19 protein-coding genes, 16 tRNA genes and 1 rRNA gene are annotated in these 18,837 nt (G+C 49.0%); 33 read left to right on the top strand and 3 right to left on the bottom strand.

Annotated elements, in window-relative coordinates; translation table 11 throughout:
• From AB4Z33_RS19445 to AB4Z33_RS19285, 33 genes are all read left to right on the top strand, one after another.
• Window positions 1-83 (top strand): 23S ribosomal RNA (locus AB4Z33_RS19445); the annotation flags it as partial.
• A 152-nt stretch (window positions 84-235) separates the two neighbouring features.
• A tRNA-Asn gene (locus tag AB4Z33_RS19440) sits at window positions 236-311 on the top strand.
• A 4-nt stretch (window positions 312-315) separates the two neighbouring features.
• Window positions 316-406: transfer RNA gene (locus tag AB4Z33_RS19435), tRNA-Ser, on the top strand.
• 5 nt (window positions 407-411) lie between these two features.
• Window positions 412-486, top strand: a tRNA-Glu gene (locus AB4Z33_RS19430).
• A gap of 83 nt (window positions 487-569) precedes the next feature.
• Window positions 570-645: transfer RNA gene (locus AB4Z33_RS19425), tRNA-Val, on the top strand.
• Between the two features lie 17 nt (window positions 646-662).
• Window positions 663-739, top strand: a tRNA-Met gene (locus AB4Z33_RS19420).
• Between the two features lie 35 nt (window positions 740-774).
• A tRNA-Asp gene (locus AB4Z33_RS19415) sits at window positions 775-851 on the top strand.
• Window positions 852-863: 12 nt separating this feature from the next.
• Window positions 864-939: transfer RNA gene (locus AB4Z33_RS19410), tRNA-Phe, on the top strand.
• A 34-nt stretch (window positions 940-973) separates the two neighbouring features.
• Window positions 974-1,049, top strand: a tRNA-Thr gene (locus AB4Z33_RS19405).
• A 3-nt stretch (window positions 1,050-1,052) separates the two neighbouring features.
• Window positions 1,053-1,136, top strand: a tRNA-Tyr gene (locus tag AB4Z33_RS19400).
• 10 nt (window positions 1,137-1,146) lie between these two features.
• Window positions 1,147-1,220 (top strand) — tRNA-Trp (locus tag AB4Z33_RS19395).
• A gap of 18 nt (window positions 1,221-1,238) precedes the next feature.
• Window positions 1,239-1,314: transfer RNA gene (locus tag AB4Z33_RS19390), tRNA-His, on the top strand.
• Window positions 1,315-1,344: 30 nt separating this feature from the next.
• Window positions 1,345-1,419: transfer RNA gene (locus tag AB4Z33_RS19385), tRNA-Gln, on the top strand.
• 7 nt (window positions 1,420-1,426) lie between these two features.
• Window positions 1,427-1,501: transfer RNA gene (locus tag AB4Z33_RS19380), tRNA-Gly, on the top strand.
• A 10-nt stretch (window positions 1,502-1,511) separates the two neighbouring features.
• A tRNA-Cys gene (locus AB4Z33_RS19375) sits at window positions 1,512-1,585 on the top strand.
• 18 nt (window positions 1,586-1,603) lie between these two features.
• A tRNA-Arg gene (locus AB4Z33_RS19370) sits at window positions 1,604-1,680 on the top strand.
• A gap of 17 nt (window positions 1,681-1,697) precedes the next feature.
• Window positions 1,698-1,779: transfer RNA gene (locus AB4Z33_RS19365), tRNA-Leu, on the top strand.
• A 145-nt stretch (window positions 1,780-1,924) separates the two neighbouring features.
• Window positions 1,925-2,866: an ABC transporter ATP-binding protein gene (locus AB4Z33_RS19360; RefSeq protein ID WP_442051490.1), complete on the top strand. Its 942-nt coding sequence runs from the start codon at window positions 1,925-1,927 to the stop codon at window positions 2,864-2,866.
• Window positions 2,859-3,620, top strand: a complete 762-nt coding sequence (locus tag AB4Z33_RS19355) for an ABC transporter permease (RefSeq protein WP_442051489.1) — start codon at window positions 2,859-2,861, stop codon at window positions 3,618-3,620. Before AB4Z33_RS19360 ends, AB4Z33_RS19355 begins: the two co-directional genes overlap by 8 nt.
• Window positions 3,621-3,673: 53 nt before the next feature.
• Complete coding sequence (locus AB4Z33_RS19350) at window positions 3,674-4,048, top strand: GntR family transcriptional regulator (protein WP_442051488.1); 375 nt, start codon at window positions 3,674-3,676, stop codon at window positions 4,046-4,048.
• Between the two features lie 12 nt (window positions 4,049-4,060).
• Complete coding sequence (locus tag AB4Z33_RS19345; RefSeq protein ID WP_442051487.1) at window positions 4,061-4,762, top strand: ABC transporter ATP-binding protein; 702 nt, start codon at window positions 4,061-4,063, stop codon at window positions 4,760-4,762.
• Window positions 4,755-5,519: a hypothetical protein gene (locus tag AB4Z33_RS19340; RefSeq protein ID WP_442051486.1), complete on the top strand. Its 765-nt coding sequence runs from the start codon at window positions 4,755-4,757 to the stop codon at window positions 5,517-5,519. Before AB4Z33_RS19345 ends, AB4Z33_RS19340 begins: the two co-directional genes overlap by 8 nt.
• Before the next feature lie 137 nt (window positions 5,520-5,656).
• Window positions 5,657-7,423 carry a sensor histidine kinase gene (locus tag AB4Z33_RS19335; RefSeq protein WP_442051485.1) on the top strand — a complete coding sequence of 589 codons (1,767 nt, stop codon included), beginning with the start codon at window positions 5,657-5,659 and terminating at the stop codon, window positions 7,421-7,423.
• Complete coding sequence (locus AB4Z33_RS19330) at window positions 7,416-9,020, top strand: response regulator (RefSeq protein ID WP_442051484.1); 1,605 nt, start codon at window positions 7,416-7,418, stop codon at window positions 9,018-9,020. Before AB4Z33_RS19335 ends, AB4Z33_RS19330 begins: the two co-directional genes overlap by 8 nt.
• Before the next feature lie 102 nt (window positions 9,021-9,122).
• Entirely contained in the window at window positions 9,123-10,037 is a 915-nt protein-coding gene (locus tag AB4Z33_RS19325) for an ABC transporter permease (protein WP_442051483.1), read from the top strand.
• Between the two features lie 51 nt (window positions 10,038-10,088).
• Window positions 10,089-11,030: a carbohydrate ABC transporter permease gene (locus AB4Z33_RS19320; protein WP_442051482.1), complete on the top strand. Its 942-nt coding sequence runs from the start codon at window positions 10,089-10,091 to the stop codon at window positions 11,028-11,030.
• A gap of 77 nt (window positions 11,031-11,107) precedes the next feature.
• Complete coding sequence (locus AB4Z33_RS19315) at window positions 11,108-12,670, top strand: ABC transporter substrate-binding protein (protein WP_442051481.1); 1,563 nt, start codon at window positions 11,108-11,110, stop codon at window positions 12,668-12,670.
• A gap of 240 nt (window positions 12,671-12,910) precedes the next feature.
• A complete protein-coding gene (locus tag AB4Z33_RS19310) occupies window positions 12,911-13,204 on the top strand; it encodes a LiaF transmembrane domain-containing protein (protein ID WP_442051480.1) in 294 nt (97 codons plus the stop codon).
• 36 nt (window positions 13,205-13,240) lie between these two features.
• Window positions 13,241-13,927 (top strand): PspA/IM30 family protein, encoded by a 687-nt coding sequence (locus AB4Z33_RS19305; protein ID WP_337102726.1) that lies wholly within the window; start codon window positions 13,241-13,243, stop codon window positions 13,925-13,927.
• A complete protein-coding gene (locus tag AB4Z33_RS19300; RefSeq protein ID WP_442051479.1) occupies window positions 13,924-14,427 on the top strand; it encodes a PspC domain-containing protein in 504 nt (167 codons plus the stop codon). The genes AB4Z33_RS19305 and AB4Z33_RS19300 overlap by 4 nt, the downstream gene beginning before the upstream one ends.
• A 4-nt stretch (window positions 14,428-14,431) precedes the next feature.
• A complete protein-coding gene (locus AB4Z33_RS19295; protein ID WP_442051478.1) occupies window positions 14,432-15,145 on the top strand; it encodes a PspA/IM30 family protein in 714 nt (237 codons plus the stop codon).
• Window positions 15,146-15,247: 102 nt separating this feature from the next.
• Window positions 15,248-16,231, top strand: coding sequence for a sensor histidine kinase (locus AB4Z33_RS19290; protein ID WP_442051477.1), 984 nt, complete (start codon window positions 15,248-15,250; stop codon window positions 16,229-16,231).
• A gap of 93 nt (window positions 16,232-16,324) precedes the next feature.
• Complete coding sequence (locus AB4Z33_RS19285; RefSeq protein WP_442051476.1) at window positions 16,325-16,993, top strand: response regulator transcription factor; 669 nt, start codon at window positions 16,325-16,327, stop codon at window positions 16,991-16,993.
• A gap of 15 nt (window positions 16,994-17,008) precedes the next feature.
• On the opposite strand, the gene mobB is transcribed toward AB4Z33_RS19285, so the two are convergent.
• The 3 genes from mobB to AB4Z33_RS19270 form a co-directional block, all read right to left on the bottom strand.
• Entirely contained in the window at window positions 17,009-17,521 is a 513-nt protein-coding gene (mobB, locus tag AB4Z33_RS19280; protein WP_442051475.1) for a molybdopterin-guanine dinucleotide biosynthesis protein B, read from the bottom strand.
• A gap of 104 nt (window positions 17,522-17,625) precedes the next feature.
• Window positions 17,626-18,234, bottom strand: coding sequence for a hypothetical protein (locus tag AB4Z33_RS19275; protein WP_442051474.1), 609 nt, complete (start codon window positions 18,232-18,234; stop codon window positions 17,626-17,628).
• 217 nt (window positions 18,235-18,451) lie between these two features.
• The gene (locus AB4Z33_RS19270) at window positions 18,452-18,820 is read right to left on the bottom strand and encodes a hypothetical protein (RefSeq protein WP_442051473.1); all 369 of its coding nucleotides are present in this window, start codon (window positions 18,818-18,820) and stop codon (window positions 18,452-18,454) included.
• Window positions 18,821-18,837: the final 17 nt, after the last annotated feature.

Genomic DNA, 18,837 nt, shown 5'->3' with positions numbered 1-18,837 from the left:
AGACGACGAGGTTGATAGGTTCGGGGTGGAAGCACAGCAATGTGTGTAGCTGACGAATACTAATCGGTCGAGGGCTTATCCTAAAGAGCTTATATGGTCCATACAACCTGTAGGCAACAGCTAAAGTTCAGCAACAACATCTTTCGTATCCAGTTTTCAAGGCGCAATGCTTTGATTTCGAGTGATTGTGTCTTTCTGAAGCAATTCAGATGCGTAATCAGCGAAAACAGTATATTCCCTGATAGCTCAGTTGGTAGAGCACTCGACTGTTAATCGAGTTGTCACAGGTTCGAGTCCTGTTCGGGGAGCCATTGTAGAGAGGTGTCCGAGTGGTCGAAGGAGCACGATTGGAAATCGTGTAGGCTCTAACCGGGTCTCGAGGGTTCGAATCCCTTCCTCTCTGCCATATACGGCCCGTTGGTCAAGGGGTTAAGACACCTCCCTTTCACGGAGGTAACAGGGGTTCGAATCCCCTACGGGTCACCAACTTCTTTACAAAAAGATTGAAAAAAGTGCTTGACTTAAGACTTGAGCCTATGGTAAGATATAAAAGTCGCTCAAGACGATATGGAGGATTAGCTCAGCTGGGAGAGCATCTGCCTTACAAGCAGAGGGTCGGCGGTTCGATCCCGTCATCCTCCACCATTATAACTTTTTAACGACGCGGGGTGGAGCAGCCCGGTAGCTCGTCGGGCTCATAACCCGAAGGCCGCAGGTTCAAATCCTGCCCCCGCAACCAATGTTTACCTTCGGAATGATCCGAGAATATGATGTGGAGCTGTGGTGTAGAGGCCTAACATGCCTGCCTGTCACGCAGGAGACCGCGGGTTCGAATCCCGTCAGCTCCGCCATTACAAACATCAGGCTCGGTAGCTCAGTCGGTAGAGCAGAGGACTGAAAATCCTCGTGTCGGCGGTTCGATTCCGTCCCGAGCCACCATGATGTACTAGCAATACCTGAAGCAATTGGATATGCCGTTGTAGCTCAATTGGTAGAGCAACTGACTTGTAATCAGTAGGTTGGGGGTTCAAGTCCTCTCGACGGCACCACATGGAGGATTAGCGAAGTGGCCAAACGCGGGAGACTGTAAATCTCTTCCTCACGGTTCGGTGGTTCGAATCCATCATCCTCCACCAAGTTTACCTTAGGGGCATAGTTTAAAGGTAGAACAAAGGTCTCCAAAACCTTTGGTGTGGGTTCAATTCCTGCTGCCCCTGCCAATTGAATATCTTAACATGGCGGTCGTGGCGAAGTGGTTAACGCATCGGTTTGTGGATCCGACACTCGGGGGTTCAATTCCCCTCGATCGCCCCATTAATTTTAAAATTAGGTTTTATACTTTGTTGGGGATTAGCCAAGCGGTAAGGCAACGGACTTTGACTCCGTCATTCTCAGGTTCGATCCCTGAATCCCCAGCCATTGTTTCGCGGAAGTGGCTCAGCGGTAGAGCATCGCCTTGCCAAGGCGAGGGTCGCGGGTTCGATTCCCGTCTTCCGCTCCAATCTTTATTTGGCGCCATAGCCAAGTGGTAAGGCAGAGCTCTGCAAAAGCTCTACCCCCAGTTCGAGTCTGGGTGGCGCCTCCACAATATCTCGACAAATGTGCGGCCTTAGCTCAGCTGGATAGAGCGTTTGACTACGAATCAAAAGGTCAGGAGTTCGAATCTCTTAGGCCGCGCCATCTTTACAAATGAATATGCCGGCGTGGCGGAATGGCAGACGCGCGCGACTCAAAATCGTGAGGGAAACCGTGGAGGTTCGAGTCCTCTCGCCGGCACCATCACACACAATCATGAAGCTCTTAAGATCTAACGATCTTAAGAGCTTTTTTTGTGTTTTCTAATCTAATAAAACTATAGCTTTACATTTCAACCCTACACGGTGTACTATTTAACTAATACACAAATACGCAGGAGGTTGGGAGAATGTCTAGTCAAGGTAATGAGCCTGTTCTTCGACTCACGAACGTATCGAAGCGGATAGGCGGCAAAGCGCTCGTAGATAATCTGAGCTTCGATGTTCATAAGGGAGAGATTGTTGGCCTGCTTGGACCGAACGGAGCAGGTAAGACGACAACGATTCGAATGATCGTTGGACTGATCGAGATGAGTGAAGGTGATGTGGCTATCCAAGGGCATAGCGTTCGCAACCACTTTTTGAAGGCGGTGCAAGAGGTTGGGGCAATCATTGAGAATCCGGAGTTCTATCCGTACATGACCGGCCTCGATAATCTTAAGCAGTATCAACGGATGAATGAAAATATTACGGTTGCTCGTATTAAAGCGGTGACGGAGCTAGTGGGTCTTGAGAATGCGCTGAACAAGAAAGTTAAAGCCTATTCCTTAGGGATGCGCCAGCGATTGGGCATCGCTCAGGCGCTGTTGCATGAGCCATCGCTGCTTATACTGGATGAGCCGACGAACGGACTTGACCCGGCAGGCATTCGCGAAATGAGAGAGTATTTGAAGCGAATTGCGAAGGAGGAGAATATATCGATTCTCGTCTCCAGTCATTTGCTTTCCGAGATGGAACTTATGTGCAGCCGCGTTGTCGTTATTCAGGAAGGCAAGCTGGTGACGCATCGTACGATTGGTGTCGATTCAAGCGAGTCGAGTCAGGTGACAGTAGCTTTCCGAGTAGATAATGTATACAAAGCCAAGAAAGAAGTATTAGAACTGCAAGGCGTTACGATAACAGAAGAGCGGCCTGCGCAAGAAGAGTTAGTTGTTACGCTCGATAACGAACGCATTCCGGACGTACTGAGCTCTTTTGCCAATAAGCAGATCAAGGTGTATCGTATTACGGAAACGAAGCTATCGCTGGAAGACGAGTTCATCAAATGGACGGGAGGCAATCGAATTGCGTAGATTCAGCAAGCTTGTCGTAAATGAATGGTTGAAAATGTCCAAGAAGCGAAGCTTCTACATTGCCTATGCAGTATTGCTGCTTGCGACGATAGGCTTCACTTACATCATCATGGAAGTGTCGAACGGTCAGGAGCTTCCATCCGCACTGGACTTTACGGCGTCGGTAATCGGCAGAAGCGGCCTAGGACAGATCACTTCCTTCCTCGCTATTATTTATTCTGCTGGGGTGCTGGCGAAGGAATATCAGCTCGGGACGATTAAGCTGCTCCTCATTAGAGGGCATAGCCGAACAGCTGTGTTAGCGTCGAAATATGTAGCGGTGCTGTTGTTCGTTCTGTCTCTGATCCTGTTTTCGCTGGCAACAGCTCTAATCGCAGGATTCGTTACATTGGATTACAGCGGCGGGGAAAGCAATTGGAGCGACATATGGCTAACCACCTTGTATCAAACGATATACACCGTCATCTACGTAACGTTGACGTTCATGTTCGGTGTATTAACGAAGTCAACCGGAGCAACGATCGGTATAGGTATGCTTGCCGTGCTGATGGAAAGCATATTCAACGCCCTTCTGGCCAAATACGAATTCTACAAATACTTTTTCTTCCTGAACACTGACCTATCGGTTTATCGAATTGGTGAAACGCCGGCTGATGGGATGACGCTAACTTTTTCTAGTATTGTGGCTCTTGTATATGTAATCTTATTTCTAGGAGTAAGCTTTGTTACATTCAAGAAACGGGATATCGCTTAAGGAAATAGACGAGCCTAACGACGTTCGGGCGGCGGGAAGGAGCATCATTCATTGTGAGCATAGAGTTTGATAACAATCTGCCGATCTACTTGCAAATCATGAATCATATGAAGAAGCAAATCGTAGTCGGAAAGCTGAAGGCGGGGGACAAAATCCCATCCGTCAGAGAGCTTGCCGTCGAACTGCAAATTAACCCTAACACTGTACAACGTACGTTTCAGGAGCTGGAGCGAGAGCAGATCGTAGAGACGAAGCGCGGGCTAGGAAGATACGTGACAAGCGAGGTAGATAAAATTATGGAGATCAAAAAAGAAATGGCAGGAGACCTCATAGATCGGTTCATCCAGGGGATGCAAGAGCTTGGATTCCGGAATGACGATATTATTACGATCGTAGCCGAGGCTGTTAATGATGAAGATCACGGATAGGAGAGGTTGTTTGTGAATGACTTGCTGCAACTGAACGGCGTATCGAAGCATTATGGAACGAGGAAAGCATTGAACGGGGTATCTTTAAAGATCGGTCCTGGTAAAATCGTCGGTTTGCTCGGCAGCAACGGAAGCGGCAAGAGTACGCTGATGAAGATCGTCGCTGGCCTTATTCCTAGCTACAAAGGACATGTAGTGATCAATGGTCAACAAGTCGGAAGAGAGACACGCTCGTTCACTTCCTTCATGCCAGATCAGCCGCTTGCGGAAGGTTGGATGCGAGTGAGGGATGCGATAACCTTCTATCAGGATTTCTACGCTGACTTTGATACGGGAAAAGCGAATGAGATGTTACAGTTCATGAGGCTGGAGCGAGATGTTCGCGTGAGCAGCTTATCCAAAGGGATGCAGGAGCGGCTTCAGCTTACGCTTGCTTTATCCCGTAATGCTAAATTGTATTTGCTCGATGAACCAATTGGGGGCGTTGACCCTGTTGCCAGAGGCAAAATACTTGATGCGATTGTGGAGTATTATGATGAAAACAGCAGCTTGGTGATCGCCACACACTTGGTGCACGATATTGAGCGGATATTCGATGAAGTCGTTTTTATTAGGGATGGCGAGATTGTTCTGCATGAAGATGTGGAGACGATAAGAGCTAACAAAGGGCAAAGTGTAGATGAAAGGTTCAAGGAGGTGTACGGCGATGCTTAGGCTTCTGAAGTACGACTGGAAGCGCAATGCCGCTTTCCTTCTTGGTGTTCTGGCTATTGTCATCCTATTGCAAACGGCGTTGACCATAACGGCGCTTACACGCGATTGGGACGAATTCGTCGTCTATATATTAGGGACCATGCTCTATTCGCTGGCTACACTCCTGACCGTGGGGCAATGCTGCAAGAGCTACGATCAAAGCTTGCGTGTTTATAATCGTCGACTTCTGCCGACTCATCCCCTTCAGAGCGTAGGAGCTATAATCATTTTGAGCTTGGTATGTGTTGTGGTCATTGGGGTTATTGCACTTATTCACAACTATGTCTATTTCTCAATGATGGGGCGGCATCTAGCTGATATTGTGGAGCTTGATTCCTTGACGTTTGGCAGTGTGATGGGCATCACGGTGAGCTTCTTATGGTCTGTCGTTATGATTATCCTAACGATACTTGTGGCCATAACGATAGGACACAGTATAAATACGAAGCAAAGAATATGGATTKGCATCGTTTCTTTCTTCGGTTTGGCAATACTGCTGTCTTGGGTTGAAAATGTGTTGTTAGAGCTTGACTCGACCAATGCGATGTTTGGAATCGTATCCGTGCAAATGACGAGCACATCGGGAGAAGGAACGATTCAACTGCCAGCATCGCTGCATACCGCAATCGCAGCAGGGCCTATGCTTGTAGAGGCGTTATTCGCGGCGGGGTTCCTTTATCTGATACATTACCTTGCAAGCAAGAAGATTGGCATCTAAATAAAGCAGTAACAATGAGGGCGACTCGGGATACCACCGGCTCGTCCTTTTTATTGCGTTATCCAGATTATTCTATATAGAAAGCGCTTAACATGTTAAAATAGGTAACGAAATGATATCGGTCGAGGAGCTTGCGTGTGAAATACAATCATTCGTTGCGTACTAGCATTATTTTAGGATTTGTGGCGGTCATGCTGCCGATCGTGGTATTCATGCTGATTAATCATTTTTATGCGCGAGATATTGTACGGGATAAGGTTACAGAGACATACAGCAATACGTTAGATATATTCGTAAGGCAGACAGATACGAATTTGGAAGAGATTCAGAACTATTTGCTCAAAATGTCCGTTCTTGACGTGGATGTTGGTCTGCTTATGTCATTCCCGATTGAGTCTGATCTCTACACACTTACCAAAATTCGGATTGATACGAAGATTAAGCGCGACGTAGGCGTATACAGCATGATTAATTCTGTCTTCCTTTATCATGACAAGGATACGATATTCGGCACGGATAGCGACTATAATACGACACGGGCTATTATTGAAACGCATATGAAGGAGATCGTGAAGCGGCCTCTGGAGTACGAGCAGGGGCTGCGAAAGTGGGAGGTGCGGCACGACGACCGGATGCCGGGCAAATATTTTCTGATCAACAGCATTGAAGTAACGCCCGGCTTATATGCGGGAGCCATCATACGCATTAAAGACATCGACCAGTTGCTTGCGATTCAGTGGAGCGACGGGGATATCGGACATAGCGGAATCTTCTTGACGAACGGCAATGAGATGAAGGAATCACTGACGGAGAGCGAGCCTCCGATCCATTGGCAGATGCCTATAACGGATGAGCCGTATCAGTCCGTGACGAACGCGGAGACGGATCAGACCTATCTCGTCATGAGCCGGTCAAGCGGAATGGCGACGATGGCTTATCAGGTCGTCGTTCCAGAGGAGACGCTGCTGCGTGATTTGATGTTTTTCCAGAAGGTAGCACTGTTTGCCCCTTTAGGTTTTATCGTGCTGCTGCTCTTATATATGCTCTTCATGCGCAAGATGCTGTTCAAGCCGTTGCATGAGATCATTGTGGGGATGAAGAAGATTTCATTAGGGATGCTTGATGTAAGGCTCAAGACTGGCAAAACAGTCGAATTTGCATTCATGGGCAATACGTTTAATAAGATGGCAGAGCAGATCAAGACTCTGAAGATTGACGTGTACGAGGAACAGCTCCGCGTGAAGCAGGGCGAGCTGAGGCAGCTGCAGGCGCAGATCAATCCGCATTTCTATATGAACAGCTTGAATATTATTTATAATCTAGCGGCGTTGAACGATACGGACGGGGTGAAGAAGATGTCGCTGCACCTTGCAGACTACTTCCGTTTCATCATGAGAGCCAATCGGGATATGATTACACTGGCCGAAGAGCTGTCCCACATCGAGAACTACATGACGATCCAATCGTTGCGGTTCCCGGATAAGCTTGAATGCACTTTCGAAGTGCCGGAATCGATCCGCGGCTTCCAGGTGGCGGCGCTGACCGTACAGCCATTCGTAGAAAACGCGATTATTCACGGCTTCAAAAACAGGCGCAGGCTGTTCCAAGTGAAAATCAAAGCGGATCATGTCGGCAGCGACGAGAAGACGGCAACAAGCTTCCGCATGACAATCGAAGACAACGGGGCAGGTTTCTCGGATGAAGTGCTGCCGCTTCTGCAGCGGAACATTCCGATATCGCAGGACGGCTCGTCGAGTCTCGGCATTATGAACGTTATCCATCGATTGAACTTAATATACGGTGACAAAGCGTCCGTCCAGTTCAACAACGGTGGCGAGCTAGGCGGGGCATCTATTGTGATTATATTGCCAATACCGACGGAGGGGACATCTGCACATGTATAATTTGCTTATCGTCGACGATGAAGATATAGCGATTAGAGGTATTGTTCAAGGCATTGACTGGAGCGATCTGCCGATTGCCAAGATCGAAACCGCCTATGATGCCGAAGAGGCCAAGGAGTTGCTTAACGAGCAGCGAATCGATATTTTATTGTCTGACATTGATATGCCTAATGAAAATGGTATCGAACTGCTGCGATGGGTGAATGAGCATTGTCCCGATACGGTGACACTGTTCCTGACCGGACATGCGGATTTCAAGTATGCTCAACAGGCGGTTCAGCTTGACTGTTTCGATTATTTGCTTAAGCCGATCGATCACAATCAACTGAAGAAATGTGTGGCGGCAGCGATCGAGAAGGTTCGCGAGCAGCAGCAGATCCATGAAGTTCATTCCATGTATCAATCCTATTATGAACAATGGAATAAACAGCGGCCGGTGCTCGTCGAACGGTTCTGGCAGGATCTGTTCCATTACCGTCTATCCGCGGCAGCGAACCAGCTTGAGCCGGTTATGGACACGTACGGCATTCCGCTTAAGGCGGCTAGCAGTGTTCGAACGGTGCTCGTCAGCATCGAGCAGTGGCGCGAGGAATGGTCGGCAAGGGATGAAGAGATTATGACCTATGGCGTGAAGAACGCGGCCGGAGAGCTTGTGCTTGCAGAACAGCCTGGACATGTCGTTCAGGAAGCGAATGGTATCTTATACGTCATATTCTATGAGCCGGACAAGGAAACAGGCAAAGATATTGCACTGCGCTGCAATCACTTCATTCAGCAGTGCCAATCGCTGCTGCACTGCAAGCTGTCATGCTACATCGGAGAGTCGGCCACCGTGCAAGAGGTACGGACGAAAGTCCAACGGCTGTTGGAGCTTGAGAAAAACAATGTCAGCGATGTAGGGACCGTTATACTGGAGAAGGAATATTCGAAGCCGACCGGAGGAGGTACGCCGCTGCAATTTCACTTCTCGGATTGGGCGCTGCTGCTGGAAATGGGCAAGCGGACCGAGTTGTCGCTGCGGATCGATGAATGCTTCGATCAAATGCAGGAGCGCAGTGCGGATTATACCTTCATCGCTTCCTTCTACTTCGGCTTTATGAATATGGTGTTCGGATGGCTGCACAAAAAATCGTTGCTGGCTAGCGACGTGTTTCCAAGCGGCGAATGGGAAGAGGGAGAGCAGGCGCTTAAGTCGCTGAATAGGCTGCGTGCCTGGACCCAGCAAATCTGCGTACTTACCGCTGATTATTCGCAGCAGTCAGGCAAGGATGTGTCGCAAGTTGTGGAGAAGGTGCAGCGCCATATGGAGAGTCATCTCCACGAGGAATTCAGCCGCGAGCAAGCGGCGGAGTCGGTATTTCTTAATCCCGCCTATTTGTCGAGGTTGTTCAGGCGAGAGACTGGACGCTCGCTAACGGATTACCTAGTCGAGCTTCGGATAAACAAAGCGCGCACGGAGCTTGAGAAAACGAACATACGCATTAGCGACATTGCCGCGACGGTCGGTTATTCGAACTTCTCGCATTTCTCCAAGCTGTTCAAGAAAGAAACCGGATTAACGCCGCAAGAGTATCGCAAAAAAGCGCAAAACCTGTAAGAAGTCACAACAGCGTTAACAAGGTCACGACACCGATAGATCATCGGTGTCTTTTTTTATTACTATTAAGTTACAAGAAAGAGAGGCAAGGGGAGGAAACGTATGGCACTCGTCAAAAACATGAAGAAATATTGGGCGTTCTACTTAATGATGTTGCCCGGTGTCGTATTTCTAATTGTGAACAACTACATTCCGATGCTCGGTGCGGCTATCGCATTCAAGCATGTCAATTACGAAGTGGGGCTTTTGAAGAGTCCCTGGGTCGGCTTTGAGAACTTTCATTATTTGTTCAAAACGAGCGACGCTTGGATAATAACGAGGAACACAATCTTGTACAACGTTGTCTTTATCATTTTGAATCTGATCATACCGGTCGCATTCGCTATATTCCTTAATGAGATGCGCAACAAATTTTTCGCTAAGGTTCACCAAACGATATTGTTCCTACMGTACTTCTTGTCCATGATCGTCATTAGCTACTTGGTTTACGGCTTCCTGCATGATTCGCATGGCTTCATCAACACGACGATTCTGAAGGGGTTGGGGCTTGAGCCGGTGCAATGGTATTTCCAAAAGGAAATATGGCCGTATCTGCTGCCACTCGTTAATACATGGAAGAACGTTGGCTACTATGCGGTAATCTACTTGGCGGCGGTCATCGGCTTCGATGACGAATACTACGAGGCTGCAACGATCGATGGAGCCAGCAAATGGCAGCAGATCAGAAGCATTACAATACCTCTGCTCGCACCGATGATGGTTGTTATGACGATGCTGCAAATCGGCCGTATCTTCTACGCCGACTTTGGACTGTTCTATCAGGTACCGCGTGAGTCTGGTCCGCTATTCTCGGTAACGAACGTTATCGACACCTATGTCTATCGAACGTTTCTGGCTCTGGGGGATGTTGGACTATCGTCAGCAGCCGGCTTGTACCAATCCGTTGTCGGATTCGTACTCGTCTTCGTATCCAACTGGATCGTTCGCCGCATCGATGCGGACAAAGCACTGTTCTAGACTTTACGCTTACGAAAAATGTTTGCCGCGCAAACATTGAGGAGGAGACATATGGAAGCCACCGCATTAGCAGACAAATCAGCGAAAGCTCCTAATCCGTTCAATCAAATCGGAGCTATCCCTAATGCCATCATAAATATTTTCTTTACCCTGTATTCAATCTGTTGTATAGTGCCTATCGTGCTGATTGTGATGGTATCATTATCCAACGAGCAGGATGTGCTCACGTTAGGCTACACCTTTTTCCCGAAAAACATCGAGTTCACCGCCTATGAGTATTTGTTGAAGGACTGGCAGCAAATTGTGAGGTCCTACGGGGTTACGATCTTCGTAACGGTGGCAGGAACAGTCGGCGCACTCATTATTATGGCGCTTTACGCGTATCCAATCTCGCGGACGGATTTTCCGCAGCGCAAGTTTTTCACATTCTTCATCTTCTTGACGATGCTTTTCAACGGCGGTCTTGTGCCGTGGTACCTCGTCTATGTCAATATGCTTGGACTTCGCAACAACATTTGGGCGCTTGTATTGCCGCTCTTAGTGTCCGCTTTCTTCGTTATCATTATCCGGACATTTTTCCAGACGACGATTCCCACGGCAGTGCTCGAATCGGCGAAGATCGACGGAGCGGGAGAAATGAGAATCTTTTTCCAAATCGTATTGCCGTTGTCGCTGCCCGTCCTGGCAACTGTAGCTCTGTTCAGTACGCTTAACTACTGGAATGATTGGTTTCTAAGCTTGGTGTTCATAAGTGACGACAAGACGCTGAGCATTCAATATCTCATGTACAAGATGCTGATGAACATTCAGTTTCTAGCCAACAACAGTACGGCTGCTGCACAGATTGCGGCTGCTGGCGGTAACGTGCAGTATCCGAACGAAACGGTGCGTATGGCCATGGCGATCGTCGGTATCGGCCCTATCGTATTCGCTTATCCGTTCTTCCAAAAGTATTTTGTTAAAGGCTTGACGGTTGGCGCTGTGAAAGGTTAATCGGGGTCTAAGTTCGGCTACAGCCGGCATAAAGCCGGATTAGCATATATCCATCATTTTGGGGAGGTCAAGGCTCTATGTTGAAAGTGAGAAAAAATGTGCTGAGCGTATTGATTCTTATGCTTGCTGCGACACTTGTGTTTACCGCTTGTTCGGGCAACAATGCAAAAGAAGGAAGCAACACGAGCACGAATAAACCTGCTGAAGCTACGAACGCGCCGGAAGCGACAGAACCGGCTAAAGAACCTGCAACTGATTTGAAACCGTATACGATTAAGCTGGTGTATACTGGCCTTCCACAGAAGGACGAAGCAAAGATCGAAGAAGCTGCAAGCAAATATTTGACTGAGAAAATCAACGCTAAGCTGGACATCATTGCTATCGACTGGGGTCCATGGGAAGATAAGCTGAACATGATGATCGCATCCCGCGAGAAAGTTGACGTCATCTTCACTGCGCAATGGCAGAAATATGCTATCAACGTAGAGAAAGGCGCCTTCAAAGATTTGGCTGACCTTCTCCAAACGCCAGCAGGTCAAGCAGTTGTGAGCGGTCTTGATCCGGCATATATCGAAGGTTCGAAGATCAATGGCAAAAACTACGCCATTCCGACGAACAAAGAGCTAGCGGCGCAAGGCGGTATCGTTTACCGCAAAGACGTAGCTGAAGAGCTGGGAATCGACATGTCGCAAGTAAAAACAATCGCTGATCTAGACGCTGTATTCGCTACGGTGAAAGAAAAGAAACCGGGCATGACGCCAATCTACTTCAAAGAAGGCGAAACATTCAACTCCCATTATATCGGCAACTACGACGCTCTCGGCGACACGTCAATCCCAGGCTTGATCTTGAAGGATGCCGACGATACAAAAGTGGTTCCGAACTATGACCTGCCGCGTTACGTTGATACATTGAAGCTGACACGCGACTTCTTCAAGAAGGGCTACATCAACTCCGACGCTGCAACGAACCAAACAAGCACGAACGATGCAATCAAATCCGGCAACTATTTTGCGGTACCTAACTCCTTGAAACCAGGCAAAGCTGCAGAGATGGAAAACCAACTCGGCATGACTGGCAAGTTAGCTCAAGTTGCGCTTAACGAGAAAACGACGGCAACTTCGGAAACGGCTGGCGCGATGCTTGCTATCTCGACGACTTCTGAAGATCCAGAACGCGCAATGATGTTCATCAGCCTCCTGCACACGGACAAAGTCTTGAATAACCTGATTAACTTCGGTATTGAAGGCGATCACTATGACAAAGTAAGCGACGAAATTATTAAACCTGCTGCTAATGCGGCTTCCTACGCTCCTGGCGCTGCATGGATGCTCGGCAACCAATTCCTGAACTATGTGTGGGAATCGGAAGCTCCAGACAAATGGGCACAATTCGCAGAGTTCAATAAAGGCTCTAAAGTATCCAAAGGTCTTGGCTTCGTATTCAACAGCGAACCGGTCAAAGCAGAAGTTGCTGCAATCGTCAACGTGGATGCGGAATACTTGACTGCGCTTGAAACAGGCTCTGTAGACGTCGACAAAGTACTTCCTGAGTACAGCTCGAAGTTGAAGGCTGCAGGCATTGACAAGATCATTACAGAGAAACAAACGCAATTCGATGCATTCCTAGCAGGCAAATAATAGAGTAGACAATAGCCGACCAGCGTACAGCGCTGCGTCGGCTATTGTTGTTATTACGGCTTGTTTCACCTTAGGACGGGCAGCTTACTCGACTAAGGTCTAGTTCAGAAACCGCCGAAAGTCCGTTTTAACCAATTGAAAAAAAACCTAAACTAAGTACATAGGCAAGAGCAATACAAATGCRGCAAAAGAAACAAAGAAACAAACCAAAAAAAATCGTAGAAAGAGGTGAACTAAGCTATGAACGGAAAAAGCGCATTAGGCGTCCTGCTCGTGGCGGTCGGCGGGATTGCAATACTTAAGTTTATCGGCATCAACTTCGGAGCGATACTCGGTCTCCTGCTTCCATTCATTCTAATCGGCTTCGGTATTCTAGGCTGGGTGAACGGGAAGAAAATTATCGGCGGTGTACTTGCTGCAATCGGCGGACTTATGCTTCTAGGCAAACTGGGCGGCATCCTGATGCTCCTCCTGGCGATCGGCGCGATCGCATGGGGCGTATCGATGGTTAAGAAAAGCAGACACGGCTATTAATAGATAGCGATGATCATAGATAGGAGGGTGCAATAGATGAGCATTATGAAGCGCGTACGCGACATCACAGTCGCTACCTTGAATGAAAGATTAGAGAAATCGGAAGACCCGGTTCGATTGATTGATCAGTTCCTATGGTCGACGCGGGAAGACATTATTCAAGCAGAGAAGCTTTACCAGCAATACGCTGGCCATAGCAACCACCTAAAGGCACAGTGGCTGCAAGCCGAGCAACAGAAGGAGCGGCGCGAACAGCAAGCTCTGACTGCACTGAAAGCTGGCGAGGAACAGCTTGCACGAATTGCGTTGCATGAGAAAGCGAGCTGCGAAGAGCGCTCGAATCAGTATCGTGAGCTGTTCGAGCAAAGCAGACAAAATACAATCGATCTTGAAGAGCAGCTTCGCCAGATGCGAAGCGAGTATCAGACGGTATATGACAAGCGTGAATATTACGCTGCGCGGATGGAGTCGCTAAGACTTCAGCAACGGATGAACAGCCGGTACGCCGGCGCTTACGGCGAGCAAGGCGTACAGCCGGGCGCCGTGTTCAGAAGGCTGGAAGATCGCATTAGCGATATGGAGCAGGAAGCAAAGAGCTTGCGCGATGTTCGCAGAATGGGACAGGAGTTCCTATCCGAAGCGGGCAGCACGGTTCAGTCCGTTATAGAAAGGGAGCTTCAGCAATTAAAACGGAAGCTTGAGAAGGAAGGTTGGACGTCTTGAAAAAACTGTACCGATCGAGACAGGAGAAAATGCTCTTCGGCCTATGCGGCGGATTAGCAAGAATGCTTAATGTCGATGCGACACTATTGCGGATTCTGCTAGTTGTTGTGACGATCTTGTCAGGCGGCGCACCGATTCTGATCTACTTGATCGCAGTGCTCGTCGTACCGAAAGAGCCGCCGATCTACTCGGATTACGGCCCGCATGGTTTCAATAACGGTTATGGCGGCGGCGTAGGCCAAGGCAACTATAATCAAGGCGGATTCAATAATAACTTCGGCGGAAACGGCAACGCTCCATTCGGCACGCCCCCAAGCTACGGCGGTCCATACAAAAACCAGCCGCAACAGCCGGGAGCATGGAACGGCCCGCAACCTAATGTTGCACCTGCGCCTAACTCGCAGTTCGATAGCATGATGGATGATTTGGAGAAAAAAGCGCTCCGTCGCGAAATTGATGAACTGAAAGCCAAACTAGCTAAATACGAGAAGGGAGAATAACAAAATGGGAATTTTCAAACGCATGAAAGATATGACGAAGGCAACAGTAAACGAGGCGCTTGATAAAATAGAAGATCCGGTTATTATGCTTAACCAATACCTGCGTGATATGGAATCCGAGATTCATCAAGCAGAAGTAACGGTTGCGAAGCAAATGGCGAATGAGCGCCGCATGAAGCAGCGTCTCGAAGAAACGATCCGCAACGTAGGCGACCGCGAATCGAAAGCAGAGGCCGCGCTTCGCGCAGGTCAAGAGGAGCTTGCCCGCAAGCTGCTTGAAGAGAAGCTGTACTTCGACCAAAAGGTTRGCGAATACACAGAACTTCATGCACAAGCGAAAACGCAAGCGGACGGCTTGATGCAACAGCTTCATACGATGAAGGATGAGTTCTACCAGCTTCGCAACAAGCGCAATGAGCTTGCGTCCCGTGCTCAAGTAGCGAAAGCTCAGAAGCAAATGGCTCAGCTTGCTTCCAACCATACGATTGACAGCGGTACAGCATCACGCGGCTTCTACCGGATGGAAGAGAAGATTTTGCAACTGGAAGCGGAAGCTGACGTGCTTCGTACTCCATATGGCGCTAGCGGCCAGACGCTTACTGTAACTGCAGCTGATCTCGAGAAGAAGCATAAGGTTGACGAGCAGCTTGAAGCATTGAAAGCTAAGCTCGGCGCAACTAGCGCACCAAGCCTGACGAAGGAAGAAACAGAAGAATAGGATTCATCTTCGAGTAAGAAGAAGCGGACCGTATCATAACGGTCTGCTCTTCTTGCTTGTATGCGTGAAAGGATATACTGTTACATAGAGGATGTGAGCTGAATGGAGCGAGAGAAGCCAAGCAACAGTAACGATACCCATCATACAGCCCGCAAGCGGAAAATAACGGAGACTATACTGTGGCTTCTCATCATAGTCAGCTTAGTTGTTATTATGCTGCAAGGGATTGGTTATGTAGAGCTGTTCACCCTTCATGGCAAGTGGGCAATTATCGGTCTTATTATAATCGGAGTGGCGCTGGCGGCGGCAGCGATTAACGGTTATTTGCAAAATTCGAAGCTGAAGGAAGCGCTCAAGAGGCTTACTGAGCAGCAGATGAAGCGCCGGTTTAATGTGACGCTCGATAATGAAGAGCAAGCGACACGCGAGATGAGCGAGCAGGCTCAGCCCGATCCGGCGTGGACGGCGAAGGTCAAGTTCTCCGCCGTTATCGAGGAGCGGCAGCGGCTGGCCCGCGAGCTTCACGATGCGGTAAGCCAGCAGCTGTTCGCCATCTCGATGACGGCGACAGCTGTGAGCCGTACGATCGAGCGCGATTGGAGTCGCGCCAAGCGTCAGGTACAGCTGATCGAGGAGATGGCAGCGGTAGCCCAGTCCGAGATGAGAGCTTTGCTGCTTCATCTGCGGCCCGTCCATCTGGACGGCAAAAACCTAGGACAAGCGCTATCCGCGCTTGTAGATGAATTGCTGCAGAAAGTGCCAATCGCGATTACGCTCGAGGTCGATGAGTCGATTGTGCTGAATCCGCAAGCGGAGGATCACTTATTCCGCATTGCGCAGGAGGCGCTATCGAATACGCTTCGCCATTCGAAGGCGGAACGTATGGATATTAGACTGCTGCGCAGTGACGGCGGCGTGCAGATGAGCATCAGCGACAGCGGCATAGGCTTCGATCTGGAAGCAAAGAAGCAGACGTCCTATGGGCTGCTCACGATGGAGGAGCGGGTGAATGAGCTTGGCGGTTCGCTTAAGATGACTTCGAGAACCGGCGAAGGGACGCATATCCTCATTTGGGTGCCAGCTTAACCGCTGGAGTACGATTTTGACAATAAAAAAAGTTACGGTTGCAAGCAGGGGCAAGTCATGTATATATTTTAGAGAGATAAAGGTGGTGTGAGTATGGAGGCAGTTGAGCAATTGAGCCAGCCGATCAAGGTGCTTCTTGTGGATGATCACGAGATGGTGCGTATCGGCCTTGCGGCTGTGCTTGATACAGAGGATGGAATTGAGGTTGTTGGTGAAGCGAGCAACGGGATGGATGGGATTCGGCTAGCCCAGGCTTATAAGCCTGACGTTGTGTTGATGGATCTTGTTATGGACGGCATGGACGGCGTGGAGACGACAGCGAAGCTGCTGGAGCTGTATCCAGAGTGCAAGGTTATCGTGCTTACGAGTTACTTGGATGACAGCAAGCTGTATCCGGTCATTGAAGCAGGCGCATTCAGCTACTTATTGAAGACATCGCGTGCGAACGAGATCGCCGATGCGATTCGCGCTGCGGCACGGGGCCAGTCGGTATTGGAGTCGCAAGTTGCGGCGAAGATGATGAATCGATTCCGCCAGCCGAAGCAGCAGGAGCAAGCGCCGCTGTACGAGGAGCTGACGGAGCGGGAGATGGATGTCCTTAAGCGCGTGGCGCAAGGGTTGTCCAATCAGGAGATTGCCGATGAGCTGTTCATCGGGGTGAAGACCGTTAAGTTCCATATTACGAACATCTTTAATAAGCTGGAAGTGGACGATCGAACGCAAGCAGCTATATATGCGCATAAGCAAGGGATTGCTGATTAAATTATAGGTAACAGGTTATTTATATTTTTGTAGTATGAATTGAAATAAAAGTTCAATCTGATCGATGTCGAAGAGAGGTACGTGAAGGCGATTGCCGTCAATTAATGCGGATGCTTCCGGCCATGCCGCAATGCCGATAATCGAAGAAAGCTCTAGAAGCGGAAGATCATCCGGCGTTCGCAGGAGCACGAGCTTCGGATAAGAGGCAAGCTTGAACCCTTCAATCAAGATGACATCGGCTTCGGGCATTTGCGCGATGAGCTGCTCTAACGGCTCTGAATGTGATTTGAGTATGGCTGTTCCCTCAAGGGAAGATATGGCGGTAATATCCGCACCGGCTTGCTGATGCTTCCATGTATCTGTACCCGGCGTATCCATTTGAAAATGATGGGCATCATGCTTGATGGTGCCGACAACATAACCTGCTTGCTTGAACAATTCCGTTAACCGGCAAACCATCGTGGTTTTGCCGGTATTTTTGTATCCGACGATTTGGATGATAAGTTGTGCCCGATGAGTGTTGATCATTACAGCCTCCTGCGCGGGGTTCGGTGATATGCTTACAGTGTCAGTGTATCATACAACTGGCAGGAATGGCGGGGCTGTAGGGGATTGCTGCTTGCTGAATTAAACTAATAATAGCGGTTCATTAGCGCGCCAACCACTGGCAAGGGCCAATACGATTGCGCAGAGCTGTAATAGGCTGCATATGGCAATGAAGGGTGAGGCGATATGCGAATCAGCTCCKATACAGGTTGTTCGGAGGAGGAAGCCAGCGCTGAACTAAGATTCCTTAAGGAGCGGGTATCGATCAGCTTCTGAGGGCTGAACTCATCGAACTGACGCAGTGCCTGCTCGATAGGAAACCAAGCCTCGGGTCTTAAATATTCGGCATTGCTGGCATAGCTTGTACGAAGCGCATTCATATGTGCCGCAAGCTGTTCGAGCTCTTTATCACGCGGAGAGGGGTTAGCAGAAGGATGCCGCCGCTCGCGTTCCAAATTTGCGATCAAACGATCGACTACGGCTAGCGCTTGCTTCGCGAGTTGCTGCCATTCCGCGGCGCTGCCCGCCGCTCTTCGAAGCTCGCGGCTCCAATCCTCATTCGATGATTGCGGCGGAAGCTGGGGCTCGCCCTCCCGATATGGGTATGCGCCGTATCGGCTCGTTGGCGCAATCCTCGTATACGCAGATGACCTCTCAATACCTCTAATGGAGCGCATGCTCTCGTTGATTCTCATGATCGTTTCACTCCCTCTCTTGTCAATTTGTTGTCAGTATACAGGATCGAATATGCAAATACTGGCGGAATTTGTAAGGAGGTAAATGTTGCGTCTATGTCAAATAAGTTGGGCAAGCTTATATAAACAATAAACGTTTAAAGAAGGATCTGAATCATTCCGAAGTTGATTTCGCAGTGTTCCAAGAAAGCCGCCCATGATGGACGGCTGCCGCAGCTTAGATGAGCAAGAACAAGAAGGCGATGAGGGCTAAATCAATCGCGAATGCCGCACCCCATGGATTATATCTTGGAGGTTCATAATAATAGGGATCATAAGGATAGGCCTGTGTTTGGACAGTTTGCTGTGTGACGGCTTCTTGCTTCGATCCTTTCTTGCCCTTCTTCTTCGCGGTCTGCGCTGGCGTCTTCGATACAATGGCTTCGTTGCCGTCAGGTTCGCCTGTCTCCCCGTTTAACGTGAGCTTGCCGCCTTTGCAGGAGCTAAGTATGCCTACATGGCGAATTCCGTCTTGCATAATAACGCATACGGGCATCCCGCAGAATTGATGCACGACATCTTCGCGAATCGGATATATCGGTTCCATTAGCCGATGATACCTCC

The organism is Paenibacillus sp. 2TAB19 (genome assembly GCF_052115185.1).
Taxonomy (GTDB): domain Bacteria; phylum Bacillota; class Bacilli; order Paenibacillales; family Paenibacillaceae; genus Pristimantibacillus.
Note: the sequence above shows the minus strand (reverse complement) of the source record. Positions and strands in the feature narration are given on the sequence as shown.

What these genes read in the sequence shown, in the direction of transcription:
- AB4Z33_RS19360 (WP_442051490.1), top strand. Translation starts at nt 1,925, where the DNA reads ATGTCTAGTCAAGGTAATGAGCCTGTTCTTCGACTCACGAACGTATCG.
- AB4Z33_RS19330 (WP_442051484.1), top strand. Translation starts at nt 7,416, where the DNA reads ATGTATAATTTGCTTATCGTCGACGATGAAGATATAGCGATTAGAGGT.
- AB4Z33_RS19320 (WP_442051482.1), top strand. Translation starts at nt 10,089, where the DNA reads ATGGAAGCCACCGCATTAGCAGACAAATCAGCGAAAGCTCCTAATCCG.
- AB4Z33_RS19315 (WP_442051481.1), top strand. Translation starts at nt 11,108, where the DNA reads ATGTTGAAAGTGAGAAAAAATGTGCTGAGCGTATTGATTCTTATGCTT.
- AB4Z33_RS19310 (WP_442051480.1), top strand. Translation starts at nt 12,911, where the DNA reads ATGAACGGAAAAAGCGCATTAGGCGTCCTGCTCGTGGCGGTCGGCGGG.
- AB4Z33_RS19305 (WP_337102726.1), top strand. Translation starts at nt 13,241, where the DNA reads ATGAGCATTATGAAGCGCGTACGCGACATCACAGTCGCTACCTTGAAT.
- AB4Z33_RS19290 (WP_442051477.1), top strand. Translation starts at nt 15,248, where the DNA reads ATGGAGCGAGAGAAGCCAAGCAACAGTAACGATACCCATCATACAGCC.
- AB4Z33_RS19285 (WP_442051476.1), top strand. Translation starts at nt 16,325, where the DNA reads ATGGAGGCAGTTGAGCAATTGAGCCAGCCGATCAAGGTGCTTCTTGTG.
- mobB (WP_442051475.1), bottom strand. Translation starts at nt 17,521, where the DNA reads ATGATCAACACTCATCGGGCACAACTTATCATCCAAATCGTCGGATAC.
- AB4Z33_RS19270 (WP_442051473.1), bottom strand. Translation starts at nt 18,820, where the DNA reads ATGGAACCGATATATCCGATTCGCGAAGATGTCGTGCATCAATTCTGC.